Raw genomic sequence first — 17,116 nt, 5'->3', positions numbered from 1 at the left:
AAAGGGTGTCGAGGCCGTCAACGAGTGGCTGTGACCCGCGGGCCGTCACGTGGTGGGCAGATTGCCGCCGCGCTTGTCAGTGGCTACTGGCACCATGCGCGCATGAACTCAGACGGCAAGGAGAAAAAAGCTCTGTCGGCGTTCCTCGCGGCACAGCGAGCCAGCGTGCTGGCCATTGTCGACGGGCTCGACACGCAGGCACTGACCACACCGGTCCTGCCCTCCGGTTGGACGCCCCTCGGACTCATAGAACATCTGGGGCACGCTGAGAGGCACTGGTTCCAGGAGGTCGTCCTCGGGGCGGCCGAACCGTTGGCATGGTCCGATGACCATGCCCCGCTGACGACATCGCGAGAGCCGGAGGTGGTCTTCTCCTTCTACGAGGATCAGTGTCGCCGTTCCGATGCCGTGATCGCCCGCACGCCGTTGTCGGCGACCCCGCGGGGTCGTCACCCCGAACCCCTGGGGGACGAACTCGCTGACCTGCGCGGGATTGTCATGCATGTGATCGAAGAAACCGCGCGGCACGCTGGTCATTTGGACATCGCTCGCGAACTCCTTGACGGCCGAACAGGACTTGGGCCTCGCTGAGCACCGGCCCGTGGCCCCGCCCGGTACCGGCCTCCACTTCCGTGACACGCCCCAGGTGCCGTAGCTGTCGTCGTGCGCCCGCCAGGGACTACGGGAGCGCCCTCAACTGTCGGCACCAGCCGCCCTGCGACTGCGAAATGCCGCTACACGTGTGCGGTTCTGACAGGTCACCGAGCAGAAGCGGCGTCGGCCCGCGGGGGACTGGTCGACGTAGACGTCGGCACAGTGGCCGCCGGTGCAGACGCCGATACGCGTGAACCCGCGATCGGCGAGGAACCGGCGCAGAGTGGTCGCGGCCGCCGCGACCAAGGCGTGATCGGCGTCGTCGACGCTCCAGACGGCGCGCGGCGCGCCATCGGCTCCCGTCTCCAGGGCGGGGCGCACGCCACTACTGGTCAACAGTTGCGTCAGACTCTGGGCGCACGCTGCCCCGGATTCGGCGCGGAAGACCCCGTGGAGGTGGTCGGCAGCCTGGGCAAGCGCCTGCGGTGTGAGCGCGGCGCTCACGTACGGGGGCAGACGGAGGCGCGCCGCGATGTCCGCGACGGGACGGTGAGGGGTATCCCCTCTGCCGTCCTCCTGGCGCGGCGGCGTGCCCCAGCCGTTGACGAGTTCCGTCAGCGTATCGAGGGACATTTCCGTAAGCATCACTCCCATGCATTCGATCGTAACGCGCTAAGGGTCTCCTTTGCGTTGCACCGACCCCTCCTGAGGCGGTAACGTAATGAAGCGTACATACGCGTTACGTCCTCCGTACTCGGAAGGCCGCCATGCTGGATCTCACTCTCCTGCCGGCCTACCTGGCAGCAGTCGCCATCATCACCGTTGCTCCAGGGCCTGACGCCGCGTACATCGTGGCCGTCGCCCTCGAACGCGGTCCGCGAGCGGGTCTGGTCTCCGCCACGGGAATGGCTCTGGGAATGGTCGTCCATGTGACGGCCGCGGCGCTCGGCCTCGCCGTCCTGCTGCGCTCGGCACCGGCCGTGCTGGCCCTCGTGGAACTGGCCGGCGGCCTCTACCTCGGATGGTTGGCGGTCACCACGATCCGATCGGCCAGGAACACCACAGGAAAAGCTCCCGAGACGCCTCCCGAGCGTCAGGTCCTGCGTCGTGCCGCCCTCACCAATCTGCTCAACCCGAAGACCGCGCTCTTCTTCGCCGCGTTCCTGCCGCGGTTCACCGCCCCCGAACGCGGGCACCTGTGGCTGCAGTTGCTCATCCTCGGTCTGATCTTCCTGATGATGGGCCTCGTCTGGGACAGCGTGATCGGCCTGTGCGCCGGCCGGCTTGGCCGGGGACTCGCGCAAGGCCGCCGCACGGCCGCACTTGTCAACCTGGCCGCCGGCGTCACCTTCGTCGTTCTCGCGGCGTTTCTGCTGACGGACGCGCTGAGGACCGCCATGGTGCCCTGAGCTCTTCGCGCTCCTCGCCCGCGATCACCCTCGGTTACTATGCTCGCTTCATGTCGGATGCCGGCAGCAAGGGGCGGGGCGCCATCGACGGATTGCTCGGGGAGCGGGGGAGGGCGGCGCGCCAGTCGAACTCCCCAGACTCTCCCCAGCCTCGTCGACCGCTGATTCCCGCCCCTCCACCCCGGAGGAGCCGTCCGTGAATTGCAAGGCTGTAGAGATGGGTGGCCTGGGAAAATGCTGCAAGAGGTCGTAGCGACCCGCTATGTCACGCCTTTGCGTGAGGGTGGGTCGCTCCCAGGGATCGTCGAGGCCGACGACCTGGGCACGTACGTCATGAAGTTCACCGGAGCCGGACAGGGGCGCAAGACGCTCGTCGCGGAGGTGATCTGCGGGCAGCTCGGGCGGCGGCTCGGGCTGCGCGTGCCCGAACTCGTACAGATCCAGCTCGACCCGGTGATCGGTCTCGCCGAGCCCGACCAGGAGGTGCAGGAGCTGCTCAAGGCCAGCGGCGGGCTCAACCTCGGGATGGACTTCCTGCCCGGCTCGCTCGGATTCGACTCGCTCGCCTACGAGGTGGACCCGCGCGAGGCCGGACGCGTCGTCTGGTTCGACGCGCTGATCAACAACGTCGACCGGTCCTGGCGCAACCCCAACATGCTGATCTGGCACGGCGACCTGTGGCTCATCGACCACGGCGCCACCATGATCTGGCACCACAACTGGCCCGGCGCCCAGGCGTCCGTCGCCAAGCCGTACAACGCGTCCGACCACGCGCTGGCACCCTTCGGACCCGACATCGCCGCGGCCGCGGCCGAGCTCGCCCCGCTGGTCACCGAGGAACTGCTCACCGAGGTCGCGGCCGACGTCCCCGACGAGTGGCTGGTCGACGAGCCGGGTTTCGAGACGACGGACCAGCTGCGCCGCGCCTATGTGGAGGCGCTGCTGCCGCGCGCCGCCACCATCCACGAGCGGATCGTCCTGGACGCGCCGACCGCCTCCAAGCCCTCCCAGGCCCCGGGCTGGCTCATCGAACGCCTCGCCCCGCGGCATGACGACGAGAACACCGACAAGGGCGGCCGGCCGTGAGCAAGCGCGATGTCTTCGAGTACGCCCTCCTGCGCGTGGTGCCACGGGTCCAGCGCGGCGAGTTCTTCAACGCCGGGGTGGTGGTCTACTGCCGCGCCAAGGGGTTCGTCGCCGCACGCACCGAGCTCGACGAGGGCAAGCTCCGGGCCCTGGACCCCGGCGCCGACGTGACCGGAGTGCGGGCGGCGCTGTATGCCGTCGAGGGTGTCTGCCGCGGCGGTGCGGACGCGGGCCAGGCCGCCGGGGACGACGCGGGGCGGCGCTTCCGCTGGCTGATCGCGCCGCGCTCCACCGTCATCCAGCCGAGCCCGGTGCACAGCGGGCTCACCACCGACCCCGCCGCCGAGGTCGAACGGCTGCTCGACCTGCTGGTGCGCTGATCGCGGCTTCCCCGGCGCCGCCCCGCGTCGCGCGCGGGCGGCGCCGTCGGGTGTGACATGCGCCGCTGCCTCCGTGGGCCGTTGACACCGGGTGCCAGGGCTTCTAGCGTCTCGTCTGCTGAAGGTACTAAGCGGTTGCTCAGTTATCGGGAACGTTCTTCGGGAATGCGCCTGACGTCCGCTGAGCCGCGATCCAAGGGCGAGGAGAGCCAAAGCATGTCCACCACCGAGCAGCGCGTAGCCATCGTGACCGGAGCCGCACGGGGCATCGGTGCCGCCACCGCGGTACGCCTGGCGGCCGAGGGCCGCGCCGTCGCCGTACTCGACCTCGACGAGGCGGCCTGCAAGGACACCGTCGAGAAGATCACCGCCGCCGGCGGCCGGGCCCTCGCCGTCGGCTGCGACGTGTCGGACAGCGCCCAGGTGGAGGCCGCCGTCGCGCGGGTCGCCGCCGAGCTCGGTGCCCCGACGATCCTCGTCAACAACGCGGGCGTGCTCCGCGACAACCTGCTGTTCAAGATGAGCGAGTCCGACTGGGACATCGTGATGAACGTGCACCTCAAGGGCGCGTTCCTGATGGCCAAGGCCGTCCAGAAGCACATGGTGGACGCCAAGTTCGGCCGGATCGTCTCGCTGTCCTCCTCCTCGGCCCTCGGCAACCGCGGCCAGGCCAACTACGCCGCGGTCAAGGCGGGCCTCCAGGGCTTCACCAAGACGCTCGCCAAGGAGCTCGGCAAGTTCGGCATCACCGCCAACGCCGTCGCGCCCGGCTTCATCGTCACCGAGATGACCGCGCAGACGGCGGAGCGCGTCGGCATGGGCTTCGAGGAGTTCCAGGCCGCCGCCGCCACCCAGATCCCGGTGCAGCGCGTCGGCTTCCCGGAGGACATCGCCAACGCCATCGCCTTCTTCTCGGGCGACGACGCGGGCTTCGTCTCGGGTCAGGTCATGTACGTCGCCGGCGGACCGCTCAACTGACCCGAAGGGCTAGGGACATCATGACTGTGCAGGACAGTGGCAAGGTCGCGCTGATCACCGGTGCGAGCCGGGGCATCGGCTACGGCATCGCCGAGGCGCTCGTCGCCCGCGGCGACCGGGTGTGCATCACCGGACGCGGCGAGGACGCCTTGAAGGAGGCCGTGGAGGCGCTCGGCTCCGACCGGGTCATCGGCGTCGCCGGCAAGGCGCACGACGAGGCGCACCAGGCGGTGGCCGTCGAGCGCACCATGGAGGCGTTCGGCCGGGTCGACTTCCTGGTCAACAACGCCGGCACGAACCCGGTCTTCGGGCCGATCGCCGAGCTCGACCTCAACGTGGCCCGGAAGGTCTTCGAGACGAACGTGATCTCGGCGCTCGGCTTCGCCCAGCAGACCTGGAAGGCCTGGCAGAAGGAGAACGGCGGGGCGATCGTCAACATCGCCTCCGTCGCGGGCGTCTCCGCCTCGCCCTTCATCGGGGCGTACGGCATGAGCAAGGCGGCCATGGTCAATCTGACCCTGCAGCTCGCGCACGAGTTCGCGCCGGTCGTCCGGGTCAATTCGATCGCTCCCGCGGTCGTGAAGACCAGGTTCGCGCAGGCGCTGTACGAGGGCCGCGAGGCGGAGGCCGCCGCCGCCTACCCGCTGGGCCGCCTCGGCGTCCCGTCGGACATCGGCGGGGCCGCGGCCTTCCTCACGTCGAGCCAGTCCGACTGGATCACCGGACAGACCCTCGTGGTCGACGGCGGGATTTTCCTGAATGCCGGCGTGGGCTGAGAACGGCCTGGGCCGGTTTGGCCCTGATTGACTCAAGTGCCCCGCCGGGCCGACGGATTGACCCGGCGGGGCGCTGCGGTATGGTCTGCCGACCCATGGCTGATCGAGGAGCGTGCGCGTGTTCTACCGGGCCAGTCTGCAGGCTGCTGCAGCCCTTGCATCCCTGTCTTTGCTGGCCGGCTGCGGTCTGCTTCCCGGCGGCGGTTCGGACGTGGAACAGAAGCTGTCGGTCGGAACCACCAGCGAGCCGTCCACCCTGGACCCCGCCGCGGCGTGGGACGGCTCCTGGGAGCTGATGCGCAACGTGTTCCAGACCCTGGTGAGTTTCCCCACCGGCAGTACGAGCCCCGAGCCGGACGCCGCTGAGAACTGCCGGTTCACGGACACCACCAGCACCGCCTACCGGTGCGAGCTCCGCAAGGGTCTGAAGTTCTCCAACGGGGACAAGCTCGACGCCGAGGCCGTGAAGTACTCCATCGACCGGATCAGGTCCATCGCGGTCAAGGGCGGCCCGGTCGGCATGCTCGGCTCGCTCGACCGCGTGGAGACCAAGGGCGACGACGTCGTCATCTTCCACCTGAGCAAGCCGGACGCCACCTTCCCGTTCGTACTGGCCACACCCGCCATGTCGCTGGTGGCGCCCAGCGCGTACTCGAAGCACAAAGTCCGCGAGGACGGCGAGGTGACCGGGTCCGGTCCCTATCTGCTGGACGACTACAAGCAGGGTGACCGTTCCGTGCTGGTGCGGAACCCCGACTACAAGGGCTTCGCCGATCGCAAGAACGACGCGGTGACCATCCGGTACTTCAAGGAGTCCGGCGCCATGGTCGCGGCGCTGAAGAAGAACGAGATCGACGCCACCTACCGCGGCCTGGGTGCCGAGGAGGTGGTGAACCTCGAGGACAACAAGGACGCGAACAGCGACCTCCAGATCGTCGAGTCGGTCGGCGCCGACATCCGCTTCCTGGTCTTCAACCCGGAGGACCCGGCAGCCGGGAACCCGGCCGTCCGGCGGGCCATAGCCCAGCTCGTGGACCGTGACGCCCTGGTGGCGAAGGTATACAGGGGCACCGCCGAGCCGCTGTACTCCATGGTGCCCAAGGGCATCGCGGCGCACACGACCAGCTTCTTCGACTCGTTCGGCGACCCGGACAAGAAGAAGGCCAAGAAGATCCTCACCGAGGCGGGTATCACCGAGCCGGTCGCGATGACGTTCTGGTTCACGACCGACCGCTACGGATCGTCCACGGCTCCCGAGTTCGCCGAGCTCAAGCGCCAGCTGGAGGCTTCCGGACTGTTCAGGATCACCCTGAAGAGCAAGCCCTGGAAGACCTTCCAGGAGGGCTTCACCAAGGGTGAGTACCCCGTCTTCGGCCGAGGCTGGTTCCCGGACTTCCCGGACCCGGACAACTTCATCGCCCCCTTCGTCGGCAAGGACAGCGTCACCGGCATGCCCTACGTGAAGGACGAGATCACGAAGGAACTGCTGCCGCAGTCCCGCAAGGAGAGCGACCGAGGCGCGGTCAGCAAGCAGTTCGAGCGGGCCCAGAAGATCCTGGTCGACGACGTCCGCCTGCTGCCGCTGTGGCAGGGCAAGCTCTACGTCGCCGCGGGCGAGGACATCGGCGGCGGCGAGCGCGCGCTGGACCCGCAGACGGTCATGCAGATGTGGGAGCTGTACCGCAAGGCCAGCTGGTAGCGGCAGCCCCACGGGGCCCGGCGGCCGAGTCGCCGTGCGGGCCCCCGGAGGGCTCCCCGGAGCCCGTTGTCAGTGGCTCCCGGTAGGTTCGGGGATCAAGAACCGATTGCTTACCGGAGGTTGTTGACGTGACCGACACCTACTCGCTGCCCGAGTCCTGGCGCGGCGTCCTCGGCGAGGAGCTCGAGAGCCCGTATTTCAGGGAGCTCACCGAGTTCGTCGAGAAGGAGCGGGCCGAGGGGCCGGTCTATCCGCCCCGGGATCAGGTGTTCGCGGCTCTGGAAGCCACCCCGTACGACAGGGTGAAGGTCCTGGTCCTCGGCCAGGACCCGTACCACGGCGAGGGCCAGGGCCACGGCCTGTGCTTCTCCGTGCGGCCGGGTGTGAAGACACCGCCCTCGTTGCGCAACATCTACAAGGAGATGAAGGAGGAGCTCGGCCTGCCGGTCCCGGACAACGGGTATCTGATGCCGTGGGCCGAGCAGGGCGTACTCCTGCTCAACGCGGTGCTGACGGTGCGTGCGGGGGAGGCCAACTCCCACAAGGGCAAGGGCTGGGAGAAGGTCACGGACGCCGTGATCCGCGCCGTCGCCGCGCGACCCGACCCGGCGGTCTTCGTGCTCTGGGGCAACTACGCGCAGAAGAAGCTGCCGCTGATCGACGAGGAGCGCCACGTGGTGGTGAAGGGCGCCCACCCCTCGCCCCTGTCGGCGAAGAAGTTCTTCGGCTCCCGCCCGTTCACGCAGATCAACGAGGCGGTCGCGGCGCAGGGACACCGGCCCATCGACTGGCGCATCCCCGACCTGGGCTGAGGCGCGCCGGAGCCTGAGTGCGCATGCCCGCCACGACGACTAGCGTCGGAAGCGGCCACAACCGGATGAAGCCGGCGGAAATGGTAAGAATCCGTCAGGGGTAGCCGGGGCAGGCCGAGGCCGATCGGCCGGGTGCGGGTGGACAGGTGCGAGGGAGACCGCGGTGACGGAGCAGCAGGAGGCGTCGCAGGACGTCGTCGCGACCAGAATCGGTCAGGCGATCATGTTGCTGCACGGCGGTGACCGCGAGGAGGCCCGCAACCGCTTCGGCGCGCTCTGGGCGGAGATCGGCGAGAGCGGGGACGCATGGCACCGGTGCGCCCTCGCGCACTACATGGCCGACACCCAGGACGACCCCGGCGACGAACTGGCCTGGGACCTGCGCGCCCTGTTCGCCGCCCAGGCGCTGTCCGACGAGGGCGTGGCCCCTCACCGGGGCCCGCTCGCGGTGCGGGCCTTCTATCCCTCGCTGCATCTCAACCTCGCGGCGGACTACGTGAAGCTCCGCCGTCCCGCCGCCGCCCGGATCCATCTGGACCGGGCCCGGGACGCCTCGGGCATCCTCGCGGACGACAGTGAGGACGACGGGTACGGGGGAGGGGTCCGGGCGGCCATCGGACGGCTGGAGCGGCGGCTGCGGGAGTTCTAGCGGCCGCCGCCCAGGAGGTGCCCCGTGCGGGTCGCGCGGGGACGGGGCGTGGCCCGCCGCGTCAGCGGCCGTAGGTGTCGTCACAGATCCGCGACTGCGGACTGCCCGCGGGCCAGTGCCCGTAGCCCCGGCCGAGCGCGCACACGTCCGCTCCGGTGACGGGAGCCGGCACGGCGGGAACGGGGACGGACGCGGGCGGACCGGCCCGGCGCGGCTGCGGACGGGACTGCCCGGAGCGCTGCTGCTGCGGGGGCCGCGGCCCGTCGCGCCGCGCTGCCGGGGTGGCCGAGGGCGAAGGCTTCGGATCCGGCAGGGCCTCCAGCGTGTCGCGTACCGGGGGCCGGACGATCTGCGGGGCCAGGTGCTGCGCCGGCCGGCTGCTCTCCGGAGGTGCCGGCGGGCTCGGCTGCGGTTGTACGGACACACACCCGGACAGGGCCGTGACGGCCACGCCGGCCAGGAGCTTCGCGGTGGTTCTGGTTCGATGCACCTGATCAACTCTGGAGGGTGGACGGGCCCTCGGGTGAGCCGGGAAGCCAGGATTGGCCCGCACGAGTGACCCGGTCAGGGTGACGCCCCCGCGTGTCGCCCCGGGTCAGGTCGCGGGGGGAGGCGTGGGGCGTCCGGAAGTCCGGCCGGGCACATCGCCGGCCGGCGGCCCCCCGAGCACACGTATGCTGCCCCGACGAAGGACGCGCCGACCCGGCGGCGGTAGGCCTCTACGGAGGAGGACCGCCACGCGCGGCGCTGAACAGCGAGAAGGAGACCCTGTGAAGGTCGGCTGCATCGGGCTCGGCGACATCGCGCAGAAGGCGTACCTGCCGGTACTCACCACCCTGCCGGGGGTCGAACTGCATCTGCAGACCCGGACCCCCGCCACCCTGTCCTCCGTCGCCGCCGCTCACCGCATCCCGGCCGGGCAGTGCCACACCGACCTCGACTCGCTGCTCGCCCGGGGCCTGGACGCGGCGTTCGTGCACGCCCCGACGGCCGTCCACCCGGAGATCACCGGCCGGCTCCTCGACGCGGGCGTCCCCACCTATGTCGACAAGCCGCTGGCCTACGAATTCGCCGAGTCCGAGCGCTTGGTGGAACTCGCCGAGGCACGTGGTGTCACCCTGGCGGTCGGCTTCAACCGTCGGGTCGCGCCCGGCTACGCGCAGTGCGTCGAGCACCCCCGCGAGCTGATCCTCATGCAGAAGAACCGGGTCGGCCTGCCGGAGGAGCCGAGGACCATGGTCCTCGACGACTTCATCCACGTGGTCGACACCCTGCGCTTCCTGGCCCCCGGCCCCATCGAGCACACCGTCGTCCGGGCCAGGATCCGTGACGGCCTGATGCATCACGTCGTGCTCCAGCTGTCCGGGGACGGTTTCACCGCGATCGGGGCGATGAACCGGCTCAGCGGCTCGACCGAGGAGCGGCTGGAGGTCTCGGGCCAGGACTCCAAACGCGAAGTGGTCAACCTCGCCGAGGTGATCGACCACAAGGGCCAGCCGAGCCTGCGGCGGCGCGGGGACTGGGTGCCGGTGGCCCGCCAGCGCGGCATCGAGCAGAGCGTGTGGTCGTTCCTGGACGCCGTCCGGGCCGGAAAACTGCTGAGCGCGCGGGACGCCCTGGAGACGCACGAGCTGTGCGAGCGGGTGCTGCGGGACCTCGACTGCGCGTAGCGCCGTGGCCCGCCGGCCGCACGGGAGACCGCTCCGGATGCGTGCGGAACGGCCCCGATGCAGGCTGGGGGGATGGACCGCCGGGCCGTGGAGGTGACCTCGTGAAGCCCCACCGCGAACCAGAGGGCTGGGGTGCTCTCCAGCCGCCCCCGGGGTACTACTCGGCGGACGGCCGGCCGCCCGACGCCGTACAGCGCGCCCTGATCCTCGACTGGGCGGTCAATCAGCGCATCGCGAGCGGCTGGCGTGTGGAGTCCCGCTCCGAGACCCAGGTCGTCATGGTCCGTGGCCGGCCGCTGAACCATGTGCTGCACGCCGTACTCACCGCGTTCACCTGCTTCCTCTGGGGCGTGGTGTGGCTGGTCCTCGGCGTGACGCACAAGGTCGAGCGGGTCGCGCTCACCGTCGACGCCATGGGCGACATCGTCACGGTGCACGGACCGGCCCGTACCGCCTGAGCACGGCCTGCCTCACTGCGGCGCGGACTCTGCCGGGGCCTCCTCCGGCGTACGGGCGGCGCCCACCGGCCCCGCACCACCCGGCGTGGCCGGCGCGGAGACCGCCCCTGCCGGTTCCATCCGCGCCCGCCCGCGCACGGACCGCACGCCCTCGACGGCGCAGAAAGCGGCCAGTACCCCCAGCGCGCCGTACAGCGGCCAGTCGCCCAGCCGGACGTACAGCGTCGTGCCCCGGGCCAGCGGCACGTCGTACACGGCGGCCCCGCTCGTATCCGTACCGAGAGGGGAGCCGACACGCTGCCCCTGGGGGCCGTACACCGCACTGACGCCCGTGAGCGTCGCGTGCACCATGGGGCGGCCGTTCTCGGCGGCCCGCAGCGCGCCCAGCGAGGCGTGCTGGCCGGGCGCCCAGCCGTGCTGGAAGGACGACGTGGACGACTGGGCGATCAGGAGCTGTGCGCCGTCCCGGGTCAGCCGTCGGCTCATGTCGGGGAACGCGGACTCGAAGCAGACCAGCGGACCGAAGCGCAGGCCGTCCGCACCGGGCAGCGTCATCGTCACCGGACCCGTCCCGCGCAGCCGGTCCTCGCCCGCGGCCTTGCCCATCGAAGTGGCCCAGCCGAGAGCCGCGCGGGCCGGGATGTACTCCCCGAACGGCACCAGGCGCATCTTGTCGTAACGGTCCCCGGTCAGCCCCCGCGGACCCACCAGCACGGCGCTCTTGAAGATTCCGGTCCGGCCCGCCGCGTCGGTCTGCCGGGCATCGACGTTCACCAGCACATCCGCGCCCACCAGGCGCGACAACGCGGCGATCCGGGCGGTGACTTCGGGCCGCCGGACCGGATCGACGCCGACGCTGCTCTCCCCCCACACGACCAGGTCGAGGTCCCGGCCCGCCAACGAGCGCGTCAGCTCCTCGCTGCGCGCGAAGCGGCGCTGCACGCTGCCGGGCCCCTCGATGACGCCGGGCTGCACGACGGCGATCCGTGCCGTCCCTGACCGCTCGGGCCGCGGCGCCCACGTCCACACCGATCCCACGGCCACGGCGGCCGCCACAAGCGTGACGGCGGACACCGTGCGGGCGGTGGGGGCCGCGAGCAGCAGGGCGAGCGCCGAGTTCACCGCGACCACCAGCAGGGTCACCAGCCACACCCCGCCCACCGAGGCCAGCCGGAGCGCCGGGGGCACCTGCCACTGGCTCGCGCCCAGGAGCCCCCAGGGGCCGCCGAGCCCCTCCCAGGACCGGACCGCCTCGATCATCAGCCAGCCGCACGGGATGACGATCACGGCCGCGACGACTCCGCCGCCGGACGCCCGTCCGCGCAGGAGCCGGGAGACCAGCACCCCCCACGGCGCCCACAGCAGACCGAGCAGGGCCGCCAGCACCACGATGAACACGTGCAGGCTCGGCATCAGCCAGTGGTGGACCGCCAGCATGTAACCCGTCCCGCCGAGCCAGCCGTCGAGCGCCGCCCTGCGCCCCGTACCGGCGGACCGGATCAGCAGCAGCAACGGAACCAGGGCGACGTACGCGAACCACCACAGTCCCGGTGCGGGGAACGCGAGCGCGGGCAGGGCGCCCGCGAGGAGCGCGGCGCCCGCGCGCCCAAGGGCCGAGTCGAGTATCCGTTCGGCGCGCCCGCGCCCCACGACCCCGCTCGGCATGCCGCGCCTCCTCATGCCGCGCCTCCTCCGGCCTGCCGGCCGGCAGGCGTCATTCGCGATCCCGTTCCCCTGTTGTTCCCCCAGTGTGGGGCAGCGGAAGCGGAGCGGGGCGGATCACCCGGCGATGGGGGCGGCCGACACGTCCCGCCACTTCTCATGGACCGTCACGCCCTGGATCCGCCAGCCGCCGTCGGTACGCAGCAGTTCGAAGGCGTAGCGCCCGCCGGAGACGAAGTTCGGGGCGGTCGGACGGTCCCCGGAGGCGGAGTCCCCGCTCCGGTCCCCCTCCGCCTCGCGCACGAGCCGCATCGGGTTCATGTAGTCGGCCTGCACCCGGGCGCGGTCGCCCGGGTAGCCGCCCAGGTCCTGGAGGTCCAGGCGACGGTTGACGATCAGGTGCTGCCGTACGGGAAACAGCAGCATGGTCTGCGAGAGCCATTGGGCGACCTCGGCGGCGGACCCCTCGATGCCGCCCGCGGTGCGGTAGTCGGCGCGGCCGTCCGCGGTGAACAGGGCCCGGTAGTCCGGCCACGCGCCGTCGTCCACCGCCACCGCGTAGCCGGTGATCACTGCATCGATGGAGAGCCGGTCCATCACGGTCGAGAGATCCACACGCTGCGTCATCGGGTCAGTGTGGGCCCACGGGCGCCAGGGGCCAAGGGCCGTGCGCCCTCGGCGGCGTCGGCCGCCGCGTCGAGGTCGAGGACGGGGCCGCCGGAGAGCATCGACGAGAACGTCGTCCAGCCGGGCACGATCCGCAGCCGGGCGCCGGGGCGGGAGCCGTGGTCCGCCGGCCCGGCACGGCGGGCCCCTGACGCTTGTCGTTCTCGTCGACCGGTGCGCCTGCACCTATGCTCGCGGGATGGAGCAGAGCGAAGTCGTGAAACGTGTGATCGGCATCCTCACCGAAGCGGGCGAGATGCGCCGCCTCTTGGAGGAGGACCCGGACCGTGACGACCCCAGCAACGATTCGACCGTGGTGACCGCCCTCCTCAACGAGACGATGCCACGGATCGCGATCCCCGAGGACGCCACGATCGAGGACGTGGTGGTTCTGGTCGGCCGGGAGGTCGGCGGCGCGGTGGAGCAACTCGTGGGCGCGTTCACCCTGGCGTTCGCGATGCTGGCGCAGGTGCACGACTCGGGGCAGACGGACGTGACGTCCGCCGATGTCCTCCAGGACCTGGCCCTGCGGGCCGAGCAGTTCGGTTCCGAGGGACCGGGAGACCCGGGGGACGCGCAGGCGTAGGAAGGCGGGGGGGGCAGGGACGCCATACTCGGCGTCATGCGCATCGACATCGATCCCGGGGCCACCGACACCGGCACGTTCTACCGGCTGCTCACCGCCGTGGTCGTCCCCCGGCCCATCGCCTGGGTCTCGACCGTCACCCCGGACGGCGAGACGGCCAACCTGGCCCCCCACTCCTTCTTCACGATCGCCTGCGTCAGCCCGCCCGTCGTGCAGTTCACCTCGGTCGGGCGCAAGGACACCCTGCGCAACATCGAGGCGACGGGCTCCTTCGTGGTGAACTTCGCCCCGGAGAAGCTCTTCGAGCAGATCAACGCCACGGCGACCGACTTCCCGCGCGGCATCAGCGAGTTCGAGGCCGTGGGCGTCGAGCAGGAGCCCAGCCTGCGGGTGAAGCCGCCGCGCGTGGCGGGCTCGCCGGTCGCGCTGGAATGTGAACTGCACAGCACGGTCCTGCTCGGCGACTCCACCGTGGTGTTCGGCCGCGTGGTGCACGCCGCGGTCGACGAGGACGTCATGAGTGACGGGCATCCGGAGGTCACCGCGCTCCGCCCGTTGACCCGGCTCGGCAAGGACGAGTGGGGCACGTTCGGAGGTGTACGGGAGATCTCCCGCGTCCCGTACACCCGGTGGCAGGAGGACCGCGACGCCCGCTGACGCGGCTGTGCAGGCGAATCGCGAACGGGCCGCAGGACGGTGCCGACCGCCGGCCCCGCGACAACGGATAGTCTCAGCAGGCCTCGTCGGATACCGGTGCCCTGGTGGGTGTGGGGCCGGGACGGTGCCACACCCCCGTCGCCGCCGCGTTCCGAGGACCGGACGGCGCCCCGGGGCCCTCACAAAGCAACTGCGAAACAACAGGAGACCCGATGGCTGATACCCCGCCCCGCCAGGTGCAGCGGCGCTCGGACGAGAGCACGGCGGGCTCGGCGTCCGAAGCCCCGGGCCGCGCCGAGGCCGTTCCGACCCCGCGCTACCAGGGGCTGTTCGTCGAACCCGATCTTCCGCCCTTCGTCGAGACCGAGTGACACCACCCGGTCGAGGCCCGCGCTGCCCCCGTACCCGCTCCGGCGGGGCCGGGGGCCGCGCGGCACCCGGGGACCACGTCCGCGCGGGCACTTGCTCTCGGTGGTTCCCGCGCCACCACCTGTTCGCCCCGGCGGCGGACCACACCGAGCCCGGGCACCGAAAGATCAAGAGCGCTACCGGCCATCCGACTCCCGCTACGCCTCAGCCCGCGGCGAAGTCATGAGCGGCGGCGCCCTGCCACTCGACGAGGGACGGGGTGTCGAGGGCGCGTGCCGGGTCCGCCATGCCGGCGTCGGCGAGGAACACGATGACATCGTGATCGCTGTGCGCGAGCCCGAGTCTCTCCTCGCGGCCTGCGATGTGCACGGTGACGAGCCGCGCGCCGGACGGGTTCGGTCGGTGGATCACAATCGGGGGAGTAGCCATACATCCAGCGTGGCCCCAGGTCCGCGTGCCCGCATCCGGTTCCCGTGCGGGCACGGGCCGTGGCACGGGGAGGGGGTACGGCCCGGGCGCCGAGCCCGGCCGGCTCGGCGTCACACCGTGATGGGGCCGCATCGACGCCGCGCCGCGAGGCTGATCGCGCGATCCGGGGTAGTGAGGGCCGGGCCCCCTGCCGGGCCACCTAGGATCCGACGCATGATTGCTGATCTTCAATGTGTGGTGCTGGACTGCCCGGACCCGGTGGGACTCGCCGAGTTCTACGGGGCGGTGCTCGGTGGGACCGTCAATCAGCAGGATGGACGGTGGGCACTCGACGACGGCTGGGCAACGCTGCACACGGCCGCGGGTCTCGTTCTCGCCTTCCAACGGGCAACCGACTATCGGCCGCCTCTGTGGCCGGACCCGGCTCGTCCCCAGCAGTTCCACATGGACTTCGCTGTCGCTGACCTCGACCGCGCTCAAGAACAGGTGCTGGCCATGGGGGCGACCGTATTGGACGGCGGTCCCGAGGGGCGGAGCTGGCGCGTCTATGCCGATCCCGCGGGGCACCCGTTCTGCCTGGTTCGTCACTGAGGGCAGCCCGCCGCCTCCTGAGTCGCGGGCGGCCGTGCGGCGACGTAGACCAGAGGGTATGAGCGAGGAACAGACGACATGGCACCCGGGCGAGATCGTCCCCGAGAGCGGGATCTACGAGTGTGACCGCGGTGGGGACCATCACTGGAGCACCGATGTGAAGGGCCATCGCTTCCCGCCGTTGCCGGCAGGCTGCCCGGGCACCGGATGGGCCTTGAAGACGGACGCCCATCCGGCCACCTGACCAGCCCTGACCGGCCACGGAATGAGCCCCACTGGTGCAGGGGCCTTCTGCGGAGGCCGAGGTCACGCGGGCCTGGAGGCTGTACAGGGGGGCGTGCCGGCAGCCGTGGCAGCTGCGGTCGCATGGCTGAAGGATGGCTGATGCGTCCCAGGTCGCGGGCTGGCCAGGTAACGCTCCGGCTGCTACGGCTTCACCGTCGTTACCCCGGCCTCCGGCTCACTACGCAGCAGTACTGCCATCGAATCCCTTGCGCCTGCGGGCTGTTGCGTGCCGGGGTGTGTTCACGAACACGGTCCGGTGCACCACGGCCTCCGAGTGCTCACCGCATGCCGTGGTGATCGAATCGTTGCCGCACCGCGTACAACCGCGCACAGCCCTCTGCTGTCCCACAGGCAGCCGAGAAGACAGGCTTCCGGCCGGTGCGCCTACGCGTCCGGTCCAGGTCGCAGGGGAAGGGGCGAGCTCGAATATGGGCAGGACGATGTGGAAAGCGGTGGTCGCCGGTGGAGCGGCGCTTGTGTTCACAGGGGTGGCGGGGGTGCCTGCCGGGGCGGCGGAGGGCGGGGTCGCCTTCAGCCGGGTCTCGGTGAACGGCGGGAAGCCGATCGTGATCGGGGGCCAGGAGCGGGTCGAGGTGCACGCGGTCTTCCGGATGACGACCAAGCTCAGGTACGACCTCGGGCCGATGGTGTTTCCCTACCGGGGGACGACGGAAAACGCGGAGACCGTGCAGAGCGCCATCATCGGCAGCGACTGCAAGGTCGTGGACAGCGCCAAGGGGATCTGCGACTTCGAGGAATGGCTGTACATCGACCCGCGGGATCTCGACTTCGGGAATGAGGACGCTGGCACCTGGCGGACTGCTGCGCAGGTCTATCTCCCCGGTGACACCCAGGACATTGACGACGTGAATCTCCCGCTGCGGATCCAGCGGGCCACACGCGTCACCGTCGACGCGTCACCGGAGCCGGTCGCGGTGGGGAAGACGATCACCGTGACCGGGCGGGTCACACGGGCGAACTGGGACACCCACACGTACCAGGGGTACGCGGGCCGTACCGTCAGCCTGCAGTTCAAGGCGTCGGGCGCCTCCTCGTACAAGACGGTCAGGACCGCGACGTCGAGTGCGACAGGGGCCCTCAGGACCACGGTGAAGGCCACCGGGCCGGGAACGTGGCGGTGGACGTACTACGGCGACACCACCTCCGCGGCGGCGTCGTCGGCCGGGGACTACGTCGCCACTCAAGTCCGAGTGCTGCACTCGGCGTACCGGCGAGTGCTGCACTCGGCGTAGACCCTGGGCGTGGGGGGGGGGGAGCCGGGGGGGAGTGGGACCCCCCCGCCCCCGGGCCCGCGCCCCCCCCCCCCCCCCCCCCCCCCCCCCCCCCCCCGGGCGGGGCG

Annotated in this window: 22 protein-coding genes and 1 pseudogene; 17 read left to right on the top strand and 6 right to left on the bottom strand. The window is 70.9% G+C overall.

Translation table 11 applies throughout. The features are described 5' to 3' along the window. The first annotated feature begins 102 nt into the window (after positions 1-102). Positions 103-591, top strand: a complete 489-nt coding sequence (locus tag ACFYPA_RS22395; RefSeq protein WP_359083626.1) for a DinB family protein — start codon at positions 103-105, stop codon at positions 589-591. 102 nt (positions 592-693) lie between these two features. Here ACFYPA_RS22395 and ACFYPA_RS22390 read toward each other — a convergent pair whose 3' ends face one another. Then, entirely contained in the window at positions 694-1,227 is a 534-nt protein-coding gene (locus ACFYPA_RS22390; protein ID WP_389133751.1) for a CGNR zinc finger domain-containing protein, read from the bottom strand. Positions 1,228-1,361: 134 nt separating this feature from the next. Here ACFYPA_RS22390 and ACFYPA_RS22385 point away from each other — a divergent pair, with 134 nt between their 5' ends. From ACFYPA_RS22385 to ACFYPA_RS22350, 8 genes are all read left to right on the top strand, one after another. After that, positions 1,362-2,003 carry a LysE family translocator gene (locus ACFYPA_RS22385; protein WP_389133748.1) on the top strand — a complete coding sequence of 214 codons (642 nt, stop codon included), beginning with the start codon at positions 1,362-1,364 and terminating at the stop codon, positions 2,001-2,003. A 234-nt stretch (positions 2,004-2,237) separates the two neighbouring features. Beyond that, the gene (locus ACFYPA_RS22380; protein ID WP_359083623.1) at positions 2,238-3,089 is read left to right on the top strand and encodes a HipA family kinase; all 852 of its coding nucleotides are present in this window, start codon (positions 2,238-2,240) and stop codon (positions 3,087-3,089) included. Then, positions 3,086-3,469: a DUF3037 domain-containing protein gene (locus ACFYPA_RS22375; protein ID WP_350993657.1), complete on the top strand. Its 384-nt coding sequence runs from the start codon at positions 3,086-3,088 to the stop codon at positions 3,467-3,469. Before ACFYPA_RS22380 ends, ACFYPA_RS22375 begins: the two co-directional genes overlap by 4 nt. 216 nt (positions 3,470-3,685) lie before the next feature. Then, positions 3,686-4,447, top strand: coding sequence for a 3-oxoacyl-ACP reductase FabG (gene fabG, locus ACFYPA_RS22370; protein ID WP_219567929.1), 762 nt, complete (start codon positions 3,686-3,688; stop codon positions 4,445-4,447). A gap of 20 nt (positions 4,448-4,467) precedes the next feature. After that, complete coding sequence (locus ACFYPA_RS22365) at positions 4,468-5,223, top strand: SDR family oxidoreductase (protein ID WP_359083621.1); 756 nt, start codon at positions 4,468-4,470, stop codon at positions 5,221-5,223. 118 nt (positions 5,224-5,341) lie between these two features. Then, positions 5,342-6,922, top strand: a complete 1,581-nt coding sequence (locus ACFYPA_RS22360; protein ID WP_359083620.1) for an ABC transporter substrate-binding protein — start codon at positions 5,342-5,344, stop codon at positions 6,920-6,922. Positions 6,923-7,050: 128 nt separating this feature from the next. After that, a complete protein-coding gene (locus tag ACFYPA_RS22355; protein WP_359083619.1) occupies positions 7,051-7,734 on the top strand; it encodes a uracil-DNA glycosylase in 684 nt (227 codons plus the stop codon). Between the two features lie 163 nt (positions 7,735-7,897). After that, positions 7,898-8,383 (top strand): hypothetical protein, encoded by a 486-nt coding sequence (locus ACFYPA_RS22350; RefSeq protein WP_359315644.1) that lies wholly within the window; start codon positions 7,898-7,900, stop codon positions 8,381-8,383. 61 nt (positions 8,384-8,444) lie between these two features. Here ACFYPA_RS22350 and ACFYPA_RS22345 read toward each other — a convergent pair whose 3' ends face one another. Then, complete coding sequence (locus ACFYPA_RS22345) at positions 8,445-8,873, bottom strand: hypothetical protein (RefSeq protein ID WP_359083617.1); 429 nt, start codon at positions 8,871-8,873, stop codon at positions 8,445-8,447. A 280-nt stretch (positions 8,874-9,153) separates the two neighbouring features. On the opposite strand from ACFYPA_RS22345, the gene ACFYPA_RS22340 reads away from it, so the two are divergent. Further along, complete coding sequence (locus ACFYPA_RS22340; RefSeq protein ID WP_389133745.1) at positions 9,154-10,053, top strand: Gfo/Idh/MocA family protein; 900 nt, start codon at positions 9,154-9,156, stop codon at positions 10,051-10,053. Between the two features lie 101 nt (positions 10,054-10,154). After that, positions 10,155-10,511 (top strand): hypothetical protein, encoded by a 357-nt coding sequence (locus ACFYPA_RS22335; protein WP_359083614.1) that lies wholly within the window; start codon positions 10,155-10,157, stop codon positions 10,509-10,511. Positions 10,512-10,523: 12 nt separating this feature from the next. Here ACFYPA_RS22335 and lnt read toward each other — a convergent pair whose 3' ends face one another. The 3 genes and pseudogenes from lnt to ACFYPA_RS22320 form a co-directional block, all read right to left on the bottom strand. Further along, complete coding sequence (lnt, locus tag ACFYPA_RS22330; RefSeq protein WP_359315646.1) at positions 10,524-12,176, bottom strand: apolipoprotein N-acyltransferase; 1,653 nt, start codon at positions 12,174-12,176, stop codon at positions 10,524-10,526. Positions 12,177-12,290: 114 nt separating this feature from the next. After that, positions 12,291-12,800, bottom strand: coding sequence for a nuclear transport factor 2 family protein (locus tag ACFYPA_RS22325; RefSeq protein ID WP_359352895.1), 510 nt, complete (start codon positions 12,798-12,800; stop codon positions 12,291-12,293). A gap of 47 nt (positions 12,801-12,847) precedes the next feature. Next, a pseudogene (locus ACFYPA_RS22320) lies at positions 12,848-12,955 on the bottom strand (universal stress protein); the annotation flags it as partial. A gap of 83 nt (positions 12,956-13,038) precedes the next feature. Here ACFYPA_RS22320 and ACFYPA_RS22315 point away from each other — a divergent pair. The 3 genes from ACFYPA_RS22315 to ACFYPA_RS22305 all read left to right on the top strand — a co-directional run bounded on the left by ACFYPA_RS22315 (position 13,039) and on the right by ACFYPA_RS22305 (position 14,453). Next, complete coding sequence (locus tag ACFYPA_RS22315; protein WP_359315649.1) at positions 13,039-13,425, top strand: hypothetical protein; 387 nt, start codon at positions 13,039-13,041, stop codon at positions 13,423-13,425. Positions 13,426-13,461: 36 nt separating this feature from the next. After that, positions 13,462-14,082 (top strand): flavin reductase family protein, encoded by a 621-nt coding sequence (locus ACFYPA_RS22310; protein ID WP_359083610.1) that lies wholly within the window; start codon positions 13,462-13,464, stop codon positions 14,080-14,082. Positions 14,083-14,294: 212 nt separating this feature from the next. Beyond that, positions 14,295-14,453, top strand: a complete 159-nt coding sequence (locus ACFYPA_RS22305) for a hypothetical protein (protein WP_359083609.1) — start codon at positions 14,295-14,297, stop codon at positions 14,451-14,453. A gap of 202 nt (positions 14,454-14,655) precedes the next feature. Here ACFYPA_RS22305 and ACFYPA_RS22300 read toward each other — a convergent pair whose 3' ends face one another. Then, positions 14,656-14,880 (bottom strand): hypothetical protein, encoded by a 225-nt coding sequence (locus ACFYPA_RS22300; RefSeq protein ID WP_359083608.1) that lies wholly within the window; start codon positions 14,878-14,880, stop codon positions 14,656-14,658. A 213-nt stretch (positions 14,881-15,093) separates the two neighbouring features. Between ACFYPA_RS22300 and ACFYPA_RS22295 the strand changes: the two genes are divergently transcribed. The 3 genes from ACFYPA_RS22295 (at position 15,094) to ACFYPA_RS22285 (ending at position 17,009) form a co-directional block, all read left to right on the top strand. After that, complete coding sequence (locus ACFYPA_RS22295; protein ID WP_359083607.1) at positions 15,094-15,471, top strand: VOC family protein; 378 nt, start codon at positions 15,094-15,096, stop codon at positions 15,469-15,471. A gap of 58 nt (positions 15,472-15,529) precedes the next feature. Then, positions 15,530-15,715, top strand: coding sequence for a hypothetical protein (locus ACFYPA_RS22290; RefSeq protein ID WP_359083606.1), 186 nt, complete (start codon positions 15,530-15,532; stop codon positions 15,713-15,715). 469 nt (positions 15,716-16,184) lie between these two features. After that, complete coding sequence (locus tag ACFYPA_RS22285; protein ID WP_389133740.1) at positions 16,185-17,009, top strand: hypothetical protein; 825 nt, start codon at positions 16,185-16,187, stop codon at positions 17,007-17,009. Positions 17,010-17,116 lie beyond the last annotated feature (107 nt).

Origin of the sequence: Streptomyces sp. NPDC005775 (assembly GCF_042871565.1) — a bacterium.
Classification (GTDB): domain Bacteria; phylum Actinomycetota; class Actinomycetes; order Streptomycetales; family Streptomycetaceae; genus Streptomyces.
Note: the sequence above shows the minus strand (reverse complement) of the source record. Positions and strands in the feature narration are given on the sequence as shown.

What these genes read in the sequence shown, in the direction of transcription:
- ACFYPA_RS22395 (WP_359083626.1), top strand. Translation starts at nt 103, where the DNA reads ATGAACTCAGACGGCAAGGAGAAAAAAGCTCTGTCGGCGTTCCTCGCG.
- ACFYPA_RS22390 (WP_389133751.1), bottom strand. Translation starts at nt 1,227, where the DNA reads ATGTCCCTCGATACGCTGACGGAACTCGTCAACGGCTGGGGCACGCCG.
- ACFYPA_RS22385 (WP_389133748.1), top strand. Translation starts at nt 1,362, where the DNA reads ATGCTGGATCTCACTCTCCTGCCGGCCTACCTGGCAGCAGTCGCCATC.
- ACFYPA_RS22380 (WP_359083623.1), top strand. Translation starts at nt 2,238, where the DNA reads ATGCTGCAAGAGGTCGTAGCGACCCGCTATGTCACGCCTTTGCGTGAG.
- fabG (WP_219567929.1), top strand. Translation starts at nt 3,686, where the DNA reads ATGTCCACCACCGAGCAGCGCGTAGCCATCGTGACCGGAGCCGCACGG.
- ACFYPA_RS22365 (WP_359083621.1), top strand. Translation starts at nt 4,468, where the DNA reads ATGACTGTGCAGGACAGTGGCAAGGTCGCGCTGATCACCGGTGCGAGC.
- lnt (WP_359315646.1), bottom strand. Translation starts at nt 12,176, where the DNA reads ATGCCGAGCGGGGTCGTGGGGCGCGGGCGCGCCGAACGGATACTCGAC.
- ACFYPA_RS22325 (WP_359352895.1), bottom strand. Translation starts at nt 12,800, where the DNA reads ATGACGCAGCGTGTGGATCTCTCGACCGTGATGGACCGGCTCTCCATC.
- ACFYPA_RS22315 (WP_359315649.1), top strand. Translation starts at nt 13,039, where the DNA reads ATGGAGCAGAGCGAAGTCGTGAAACGTGTGATCGGCATCCTCACCGAA.
- ACFYPA_RS22310 (WP_359083610.1), top strand. Translation starts at nt 13,462, where the DNA reads ATGCGCATCGACATCGATCCCGGGGCCACCGACACCGGCACGTTCTAC.
- ACFYPA_RS22305 (WP_359083609.1), top strand. Translation starts at nt 14,295, where the DNA reads ATGGCTGATACCCCGCCCCGCCAGGTGCAGCGGCGCTCGGACGAGAGC.
- ACFYPA_RS22300 (WP_359083608.1), bottom strand. Translation starts at nt 14,880, where the DNA reads ATGGCTACTCCCCCGATTGTGATCCACCGACCGAACCCGTCCGGCGCG.
- ACFYPA_RS22295 (WP_359083607.1), top strand. Translation starts at nt 15,094, where the DNA reads ATGATTGCTGATCTTCAATGTGTGGTGCTGGACTGCCCGGACCCGGTG.
- ACFYPA_RS22290 (WP_359083606.1), top strand. Translation starts at nt 15,530, where the DNA reads ATGAGCGAGGAACAGACGACATGGCACCCGGGCGAGATCGTCCCCGAG.
- ACFYPA_RS22285 (WP_389133740.1), top strand. Translation starts at nt 16,185, where the DNA reads ATGGGCAGGACGATGTGGAAAGCGGTGGTCGCCGGTGGAGCGGCGCTT.